This is a genomic window from Butyrivibrio sp. (assembly GCF_017940685.1).
GTDB lineage: Bacteria > Bacillota > Clostridia > Lachnospirales > Lachnospiraceae > Butyrivibrio.
In genome coordinates, this window is sequence record NZ_JAGAYD010000204.1 from 1 (window position 1) to 9,544 (window position 9,544).

Annotated in this window: 7 protein-coding genes; 1 reads left to right on the forward strand and 6 read right to left on the reverse strand. The window is 44.6% G+C overall.

Going from position 1 to position 9,544, the window contains the following annotated elements; genetic code table 11:
- Nucleotides 1-185 precede the first annotated feature (185 nt).
- From J6I68_RS12590 to J6I68_RS12615, 6 genes are all read right to left on the reverse strand, one after another.
- The gene (locus J6I68_RS12590) at nt 186-992 is read right to left on the reverse strand and encodes a hypothetical protein (RefSeq protein ID WP_292220803.1); all 807 of its coding nucleotides are present in this window, start codon (nt 990-992) and stop codon (nt 186-188) included.
- A gap of 3 nt (nt 993-995) precedes the next feature.
- Nucleotides 996-1,538 (reverse strand): helix-turn-helix domain-containing protein, encoded by a 543-nt coding sequence (locus tag J6I68_RS12595; protein WP_292220805.1) that lies wholly within the window; start codon nt 1,536-1,538, stop codon nt 996-998.
- A gap of 153 nt (nt 1,539-1,691) precedes the next feature.
- Nucleotides 1,692-3,239, reverse strand: coding sequence for a glycoside hydrolase family 28 protein (locus J6I68_RS12600; protein WP_292220807.1), 1,548 nt, complete (start codon nt 3,237-3,239; stop codon nt 1,692-1,694).
- Nucleotides 3,229-5,040 carry a GDSL-type esterase/lipase family protein gene (locus tag J6I68_RS12605; protein ID WP_292220809.1) on the reverse strand — a complete coding sequence of 604 codons (1,812 nt, stop codon included), beginning with the start codon at nt 5,038-5,040 and terminating at the stop codon, nt 3,229-3,231. Before J6I68_RS12605 ends, J6I68_RS12600 begins: the two co-directional genes overlap by 11 nt.
- Nucleotides 5,041-7,209, reverse strand: a complete 2,169-nt coding sequence (gnpA, locus tag J6I68_RS12610) for a 1,3-beta-galactosyl-N-acetylhexosamine phosphorylase (RefSeq protein ID WP_292220811.1) — start codon at nt 7,207-7,209, stop codon at nt 5,041-5,043.
- 33 nt (nt 7,210-7,242) lie between these two features.
- Nucleotides 7,243-8,292 carry a glycoside hydrolase family 88/105 protein gene (locus J6I68_RS12615; RefSeq protein WP_292220813.1) on the reverse strand — a complete coding sequence of 350 codons (1,050 nt, stop codon included), beginning with the start codon at nt 8,290-8,292 and terminating at the stop codon, nt 7,243-7,245.
- A 175-nt stretch (nt 8,293-8,467) separates the two neighbouring features.
- Between J6I68_RS12615 and J6I68_RS12620 the strand changes: the two genes are divergently transcribed.
- The gene (locus tag J6I68_RS12620) at nt 8,468-9,427 is read left to right on the forward strand and encodes an AraC family transcriptional regulator (RefSeq protein WP_292220815.1); all 960 of its coding nucleotides are present in this window, start codon (nt 8,468-8,470) and stop codon (nt 9,425-9,427) included.
- Nucleotides 9,428-9,544: the final 117 nt, after the last annotated feature.

Genomic DNA, 9,544 nt, shown 5'->3' on the forward strand with positions numbered 1-9,544 from the left:
TCAAACCCTGCTTTCTTGGCGTGCCATTTGTTGTAAACACAAGATATGAAATTTCTAATACACGAACTATTACATCATTTTTGGGGGGACGAAAGTCATTTAAAATCCTTAACTAAATGACATTGGGACGGTTCTACTGTCTCATTGTATGCAATGAGACAGTAGAACCGTCCCCGTGTCTTGTTTTATTTAAACAGATATTCGTACTTTCTTCTTGTCTGGAGGATTATCTCTTTTACTCTGTCTTTTTCTTCTTTTGCGTAGTCTGTTAGCTGCGAAAGTACATTATCTATATCTTTTTCGGAATAGTTAAAAGATATATTGCATCCATATAACTTTTCAGATATTTCAAGTTGTTCCTCAAAAGAGTACCCAAAGGTTTTGGGTTTAGCTTTTTCCATTAACCCAAATACATCTCTTCCAAGTGGATAATCCATGCTTGTGTCGGAAAGCAGTGAACCACCATTGTCAAATATAGGGCATAGGTGGAAATCTCCCTTGTCATTCATAAGAACTGCTATGTTATGGGTGTGCCTGTCTTCATTGAGAAAAAGAGCATCCAGCGTAAGGAGTTTGTTTATATAAGAGCCAAAGTTCTTAATGCCGGTCATTCGCTCAGTCTGGTCGACTAAGAGCCTAAGTCTTTCGGCATGATCAAAAGTGCTATAGATGAGCTTGTTTAAGGAATGGCCATAATTTTGTAAGAATAGCCTTTCTAATGTAATGAGCTTCCAGCCATCGGTGAAATCGTGGCTTTTGCAACCTCTATAAAGAATCTCATTGTATTCGATAGTTTCAGGTTCGTAATCTGTGAATTCATTTTCCTCAAGAGAAGATCTGTGCAAAAGAGAAGCTGTCACACATTCTGCAAGGCCTTCATAACCCAAGTTGTCAGCTTTATACCAGATTCCATCTCTTTCAAACTTAAGCTGATTTCCTTTTGAGGATTTTCTATATGTAGTTTTAATATCATCTTCAAAGAGTTTGATCATAGGTCATCTCTCAATCTTTATCCAAAAATCATCATCTGCCATGCGCCCCTGTGTCTTTTCAATTATCATAATGGGGTCATAAAAAGGTATGTCCAGCTTCTTGAGTTCCAATTTAAGTTTGTCTCTGGTTTCAGGGAAGCATCTGGACTTTATGAATTCTTCATATTCCTCAAATGTAGGTTCAGTATTTACACCCATAGCCCTGTAGAGCGGATTGGTGATAAAGTTATGGACTTCTACCTTTCTTTCCATTTCATCTACGTCAATAATTGAGCAGACAAAGTCATGGTACATATACCACAGCCTTAATTTATATTTTTTATCAGGAACCTCAAGAGATTGTGGCAGAACATGATTCTTGATGATAAGGTCTGCAATAAGAGTGATAGGGCCGGTTATTTCATCTTTTGAGTATTCCCAACGTTCTACAGTGCGCTTGGATACGCCTAAAAACTCAGCAAACTCCTTCTGAGTCATACCTGTTATCTCTCTTATTAACTTGATTTCATCTGAAGTTATACGCGTAGGAGTTATATATTTTTTCATGATCAATGTCCTCTTACAAAAATTAAATCACATTTTTGTCGGTAAATCAACATGTTCTGACCGACAAAAATGTGATTTAAAAATAAGACAAAAGAACCGTCCCCGTGTCTTGTTGTGTACAATGAGACACGGGGACGGTTCTTTTGTCTTATTTTATCTCCTGGGAACGCTGCGCATTCCCTCGAATGTGATGCCATCGCCGCAGTACTCCATGTGGATGCTGTCGGTGCCTTCGGCAGGGTTTTCCATTTCGATGTTTTTGAAGGTGATGTTTTTTGCTTCGTGGCCTGGCTTATCAAAGCCGCACAGAAGGATGGAAGGGCAGTCGTGCCAGTCGTTCTTTCCGGCGTTGTTGTCCAGAAACCTTCCAAGAAGGTGCATGTCCTCAAAGTGGCAGTCCTCAAATACTGGAGGAACGGGGTGCCCTTCGCCGTCATCGTTGAAGGTGACAGAGTGGATCATAACGTGAGAGGCTGTGATGTTTCGTACTACCACATCTCTTACGTAGCCGCCGCGCTTTTTTGTACCCTTTATTTCAATTCCTGACCAGGTAGGACCCATGTCGCAGTCCCAGAGCCTTACGCCCTCGATGCCACCTGACATCTCAGAACCGATGCAAAGGCCGTGGCCAAAGTGGCAGATGCAGTCAAAGACACGGATATTTTTTGAAGGGCGATTAATGATATTGCCCTCAGGATTTTTTCCTGATTTGATGGCAACGGAGTCATCTTCTGTGTAGAAGTCGCAGGCGAAGATGGAAGAGTTGGTGGATGAATCCGGATCCCAGCCATCGCCGTTCCATACGCCCTCTGATCTTATGGTGCAGTGATCAGTAACAACGTTGTCGGAATATACAAAGTGAAGATTCCAGGAAGCGCCAAATCCCAGGGTCAAACCTGAGATCCACACGTTCTGGCAATTACTCATATTTATAAGCCTTCCTCTTGCTCTGTGAGCAATAGTTTCGGGCTTTTCATATTCTTTTATCTTATCTCCAAGGGATGCGATGAAATCCTTAAGGCGCACGGCTTCAAGCTTGGCAATGGCCTTGGCAAGCTCCCAGCCTCCGCCCATGATGGAGCCTTTTCCTCTTATAACAACGTTTCTGCAGTTATAGTCTGAGTCGTGATCAAGCTCGCCCATGTTAATAAGGCTTCTGTAGCATTCTCTTTCGTATCCCTCAAAGCGGCTCTTGATCATTGGAAGATAGTCTGATGGGTCGCTGGTTCCCTGAAGAAGTCCCCCTTCATCAACATACAGCTCAGTATCTGAGTGCATGTTAAGAGCTCCTGTTAAAAAAGTTCCTGAAGGAATATAAACAAAGGAGTCTGGACCGCAGGCGTCGAGAGCCTTTTGGATAGCAGAAGTATTCAAAACCTTTCCATCCCCTACAGCGTTGTAGGGAGCCTTGGTGATATCCAAGGCTTTTTTTACAGCTTTCGTTTCCACTGTTATTATGCCAAGGCTTATGGCTTTCGTATCGGAATCTGCTGGAGAAACAAGCATTTCAATTTTGACTTCGTGGGCTGTTTTGGGAGGAAGCTCATGAAAAGAAAAATGGGTTCTTTTTGAAGTGCCTGCCTTGCTGCCGTCCAAGTAGATGTTATACGTGCTGTCTTTTGTAGCAGTCTCTGGAAGATCCCAGAAAACCACAGCCTCAGTATCAGTTGATCTGTAATCGATGAAAAAATCAGGCTTCAAAGGTAATGTTCCTTTCTTTTATATCTTTTGCAATGTCAATGAATCTCTTAAGGTATATGTAAACCTCTGCTCGGGAGATATTGCTACCTTCCGCAATATCGTACCTTTCATTTATAGGAGTAGAAGGCCTTGGAACTTTAATGTCGATGCCAAGGTCCTTTGCTTTCTTTCTACATTTTTTAATAGGGATATTTCTTTTCTCCCTGTCAGGCTCTAAAAACCTTATAAGGATGCTGTCCAGCTCGTCATAGGACAAAGGCGCATCAGGCCTGAAAAAGAGCTTGTCCCCTTCAGAGTGGATAGTGTCAGGGTCGATGAGATTTTCTTCCCAGAGGGTGTCCATGTATCCTGAATCCCACTCGTCAAAGGAAAGATCCTCGAATCTTCCGGAGTAGGGCCTTTTTCCATTTATGCGAAGGGCCTTAAACAGGATCATAAGAAGCTGAGCCCTTGGCATTACAGCATATGGGTGAAGATACATTACGCATGGATCCATAAGGCAAGCCTCAAAGGCAGCCTGAAGCTCGTCCATGGCGGGATAATCCTTGATGTCCACGTAAGGCATTGGGATGGAAAAAATATCCGGCTCAGGTTCTTCTTTTGGAAGAGCCTTTACATCACTGTCGGCGCTGTAGAATGGGAAGGAAAGACCGTTGTCAAAACCCTTTAATGGATTTTTGGATTCCTCCATATTTCTTAGTTCATTCATGAAAAGATCTGCGATCAGCACGCCGCCATACTCATTGGTGTGGGTCACATCCCCGGGATTAAAGTAGTCCTTGGCGTTTTCTCCAAAAACGATCCACTTATCAAAGGTCAGATCGTGGAGGTCCACAAAGGTAGCGTCAAGCTCCTGGGCAAGTCCCCAGACAGCGTCTCTGTACTCTTTTAATAGAGAGTAGCTGTTTCCGTCCTGGTCTCTTAACGGGATTCTGCTGATAGGAGAGCAGAGGATAACTTCAGCCCCAAGCTCTCTTATTTCTCTTACGTATCTTTTGAGGTTATCTGTATAGCCCTTGAAGGCCTTAAGATTTCTGCGCTTCTGGTCGTTGTGGCCAAACTGCAGGATCACCACATCTCCCGGCAGGATCCTCTTGGTCATTATGTCGTAGTGGCCGTCATCCCTAAAGCAGTTGCTGGTAAGTCCTGAGTGGGAGAGGTTGCAGACAGCAGCTCCTTCAATATATCTTGAGAGAGTCTGTGCCCATCCGCAGCAGGATCCAAATGGATAGTAGGGAAAGCCTGCATGCTGGTCAGTTACAGTGGAGTCGCCTCCTACCCAGATTACAGGAAGGTCCCTGCGGGCCCCTGTTATTTCAAAAGAAATACTATTGCCGTCAAAGAGCTCCTTGCTGATGCCCTTACCTGTAAAGCTTACAAATATTGATCTGTCATCACAGGGGATGCTGGAAAGAGCTGGAATGTAGGGAGTTACATTGACGCAAAAGGTGCGTTGATAGCAGCCGCCAGGCTCAATGGAGATCCTGTTATCAAGCATGTTTCTTCTTGATGTGAACACTGACATGTTTTCGATGTTCTTTTTTGATATCCCGACCTTAAGGTCTACTGAGTAGGTGCCAAATTCAGGGACAGCTATCTTAAAGATGATAACGTCTCTTCCGGCAGTATCTGTCTCTTCAAGGAGATCTCTTTTTACCCAGCCTCCGCTCTTTAAAGCTCTTTCGTGGTCTGTTATGGATGTGACTTTGGCCATTTCAGGCTCCCAAAAGCCATATCCTCTTTCATCTGTATATAAGTTGTCCTGGTATGTACCAGTTATGCTGATCATTTTTTTAAACATTTAAACTTCTATGATCCTTGTTTCAAATGGATCAAGATCCTTTACTGTTATCTGGCCCTTATCACCCTTGATGATGGCCTGCTGCATGGTGGATGCGTTGTTGATAACAACCATCTTTCCGCTCTTTTTAAAGTATGCGCACTCAACAAGTGCGTTGTCAGTTATGTACTTGCTATCAAGAGCCTCGCCCTTAGCAAAGAGCAAAAGATTTAAGAGCAGCCTGTTGTTCTTGTCGCAGGTTTCAAAGGTTGAAAGATAGATGCCTTTTCCCTTGCCAAAATCGTTCACTGTAAGAAGCGGAGTCTCTTTTTCTGAAAGAAGGACTTTGGCCTTACCGTCAGTTAAGTGAACTCTGCAGCGAAGAGGAACGTAGCTGCCTTCAGGAATAAGACCATCAATAACAGTCTTATCAAAGGACCACTTTCCATGACACGCTCTTGCTGGTGTGTCTTTATCAACGCCAAGCACAGAAGACATGCGGAAAACAGTGTCGTATCCGTCTATGGCTGAAGGCTCGTTGACACCGATGAATGTGCCGCCTTCAAACACCCATGAGGTGATGGCCTCTTCAATGACTGGATCATCCCAAGCTTTTCCGCCGCTCCAGGCTGTGCCCATGGAACCTGCGTTTATACATACGTCGTAGCCTGAAAGGACGCCATTTTTTACGTCGTCAAAAGAGATATAGGAAACCTCAACTGGAAGCCCTGAAAGAGCTTCATTTACATGGATGAGGTCATACATGTAGGTTTCGTGGAAGTGTCCGCTCAAAGTCCAGCTGCGCAGTTTCCCCCAGGCGTGGAGCACTGCAACCTTTATTGGAAGCACGGCAGGAGCTCCCTCTTCGTGAAGTGACTTGATAGCTCTGAATTCATCTGAGATCTGAGCAATGTAGTCCACAAAATCAGGGAAACCTTCTGTAAGGTGCAAATATCCGCCAAGGCCGATCCTGTCTATCTTTTCCCGGAGCATTGCACGTCTTGTCTGTACCCAGTATTTTCTTGCATCCCTTGTGGGATCGCCGCCCTTTTCAAAGGTTGGAAGTCCGCCCAGTCCAACAGGGAACAGGTATGGGTGGAATCTAAGCTCATGAACAGGTGCCTTTGCCCCTGCGCAGAGTCTTACTTCGTAGCCTGAGAATACGCACTTTATAAGGCCGTCAAAGCCAAACTCAGTAAAGCGCTCGCCGTAGGGCTCAACGCCAACCCAGCTGTCGTCATAGAACACATAAGCCTGTTTGCCGTAGCTGTGAACCAGGTCCACAAGTTTTTTTCCAAAAGAAACTACGAACTGATTGACGTGGTCCATGTAGTCGCGCTGCGTCTTAACAGGTGGAGTGTGAGTTACGTGGAAAGCCCCCTTATTGATAAAGTCCTCGGCTGTAAGTCTGTAGCCGTACTTGTCAGCAAACTGATCAAGCATGCGAGGGCTTACTGTGAAGTCGTAGGAACCCCAGTCTGTAAAGAGATTGCGGTTTCTGGAGCTTGATCCCCACATCCAGACAAAGTTGTAGAACATGGAAGTAAAGCGAACAACATTGGTAGAAGGATGTGATTCGCACCAGTTCTTAAGCCAGTCCAAAAGGTACTCCTGAGTCTCGGGGTAGATCGGATCTACCTGCATCAGGTGCTCCTTGTTCCAGTTGTTGGTAGTGTGATTGTACATGGAAATCTCTTCCCAGATCCTGTAAGCAAGGAAACTTACAGTGTATCTGTGGAAGGGTATTGCGCTGCTGATGATGACATTCTGAGCTTCTTTTTCATATGTCCAGAAGCTGCTTTTTACTTCCTTGCCAGTGGTCCTGTCAAAGACCTGCCAGTACTTCATGGAGTCTGCAGAGTCGTTTACAGCAAACTGCTGGTCAAAGAAATCGTCCATAAGATGGAAGGTCAAAAATGAATCCCTGGCGACCTTAGGCTGAGTCATTAAAAATGTCTGCTGAAGCTTGTCAGTATTCTTTTTGGCCCACTCATTGTGGTCTCTTATGATGCAGATGGTTGAGTAGATATTGTAATCAGAATTTACAATCTCATCAGACAGGACAGTGCCGTCGCTGTCTCTTATCACATCTGCGCCCCATTTGTCTGCAAGCTCTAAAGTGAGCTTTTCGTAGCCTGCTTCACCTGGGAGAGTGAAGCTCCCCTTTGTGTGAGGTATGTTGTTCGCCATTGTTATTTCCCCCGAAATATAGCTTTTTATGTTTCAAAGAGCTCCGTCGCTCCTTATTTTGTCGTAGTTTAAAAGCTTTGAAAGATAAGCAAGTGCAAGCCCCTGGCCCCATCCCTGGATCCAATCTCTGGAAATGCCGCGATATCCTTCTCTGTCCTTCATTACTGCAGTTCCCCCTGATACGTTGAGAACCCTGCCATCCTCAGACACGTTTTTAAGAATGCCTGCAGTTGCCTTGTTGATGTACTTGATGTGAAGAGGATTGCCCTTGTTTATCATGGCAGCTGCGATTCCGCAGGAAGCAGACACTTCTTCGTAGGATTCAGGATCATCAAGGATTGTCCTAAAGAGTCCGTCCTCTGTCTGGAGAAGCTTGATGGATGCCAGCTGCTCGTTAAGCGAGCCGACAATATCAAGGAACTTAGGATACAGATAGCACTCAGGAAGTGTTCTTCCAACTTCAGACATGGTGTAGGCTGCCCAGGCATTGGCTCTGCCCCAGAAAAATCCTGACATGTGGTCCCCTGTGATGTTGTTGTAGCCATGGTAGAAAAGACCTGTTGCAGGATCCTGAAGATACTTGATGTGCCAGTAATACTGGTTGAGAGCATCATCAATAAGGGCTTCGTCCTTGAGCATGACGCCTGCCCTTAACAGGAAGAATGCAGCCATGAAAAGAGTGTCTGCCCAGCACTGCTCAGGGAAGTCGTTGTTTACTGATACTGTGTGCTGAAGCACGTGATCTCCAAACCTTAAGGCTTCATTTTCTATGTAGTCGATCTTGCTCTTTGCGATATCAAGGTACTTCTCATCCCCTGAATACTCATAGAGAGAAAGCATTGCATGGCCCATGGCACAGGTGTTTACTGTCCATGATGGAAGACCAAGCTCGATGTACTCATCGATCCTGTCCTTTAGAAGCTCAATGTATTCCTTGTTACCTGTGGCAGCATAGGCTTCGCATACTCCGTAGTATGCAACACCTCCTGGCCAGTCCCAGGTAAGATCCATGCGCATTGTGCGCTTTACTATCTTGTCGATAACGCTTTCGATTTCTTTTTTGTCATAAGTCAGACTAGCCATAAATCCATTCCTTTCAGGCATAACTATGGTATTTTGTCCAAATTATATTTTTATATGGTCGAAAAGTCTAATCATGTAGGTTAAAAAACTGTGCAATTTCAACTTTTTGATGGTAATATATTTTTGGATGTGATGATCGATAATTTGATATTTATTCATATTAGAGGAAAAGAGTATGTCAAAACCAAAGAAAACCCTTATAGAATACAGAAATTATGAGCTTCCACTGCATTTTCCGGTGTTGGTCTTGACTGGAGAAGAGTGGTACATATCTGATGTTAAGTCAGGTAAACTCCATTTCCACAACTGCCTTGAAATAGGCATCTGCCACAAGGACAGCGGCTTTATGGAGTTTGGCAGCGAGGTTGTTCCGGTAAAGGCGGGAGATGTGACCTTTGTTTCAAGAAATGTCCCCCACACCACATATTCAACCAAGGGCCAGAGCAGCCTTTGGTCATACATTTTCGTCAATCCCGACGAGCTGCTTAAGGGCGTATTTGACGGATCTTCTCCCTATGCGGATTTGTTTCTTGATATGACTCAGAACCTGCAGCTGGTGCTGGATAAGGCCACCTACAGGGAAGTCTACTTATTAATAGAACAAATCCTTGATGAGATGATGAAAAAAGATATGAACTACCAGCTGTCTGTTAAGGGGCTGTTCCTTACTCTTTTCATGAAGCTTATGAGAATCTACGCAGGCCAGAGGCAGGAGCTTTTAGAGAAAAAAGAATCCCATGAAAACGCCATTGTAATAACCCCGGCTCTTGAGTACATCAGGGAAAATTACATGCAGGATTTTTCTATAGAAGATCTGGCTGACATGTGTCATTTAAGCCAGACACACTTCAGGAGGATATTCCACGAGATCATGAACACGAGCCCTCTGGACTACCTGAACACCACAAGGATACTGCAATCCTGCATACTTTTAAGGACTACGGAGGACTCCATTTTATCAGTATCTGAGCAGGTTGGATTTAGATCTGTATCCAGTTACAACAGGCACTTTGCGGAAAAGATGGGCTCCCAGCCCAGCGACTTCAGGCGCAAGATGACCAAGATCGACAATGCTTCTATTATGAAATATACCGGTTGGACCCAGGCGGAGAAACTTACTGAGAGCAGGAAATGACAAGGCGGACGGTTTGCTGACACGGTTTGCTGACACGGGGACAAGACACGGGGGTGGTTCTGCTGACAAGACACGGGGACGGTTCTACTGTCTCATTGCACGCAATGAGACAGTAGA

Coding starts and splice junctions, on each gene's coding strand:
- J6I68_RS12590 (WP_292220803.1), bottom strand. CDS start 992: ATGATCAAACTCTTTGAAGATGATATTAAAACTACATATAGAAAATCC.
- J6I68_RS12595 (WP_292220805.1), bottom strand. CDS start 1,538: ATGAAAAAATATATAACTCCTACGCGTATAACTTCAGATGAAATCAAG.
- J6I68_RS12605 (WP_292220809.1), bottom strand. CDS start 5,040: ATGTTTAAAAAAATGATCAGCATAACTGGTACATACCAGGACAACTTA.
- gnpA (WP_292220811.1), bottom strand. CDS start 7,209: ATGGCGAACAACATACCTCACACAAAGGGGAGCTTCACTCTCCCAGGT.
- J6I68_RS12615 (WP_292220813.1), bottom strand. CDS start 8,292: ATGGCTAGTCTGACTTATGACAAAAAAGAAATCGAAAGCGTTATCGAC.
- J6I68_RS12620 (WP_292220815.1), top strand. CDS start 8,468: ATGTCAAAACCAAAGAAAACCCTTATAGAATACAGAAATTATGAGCTT.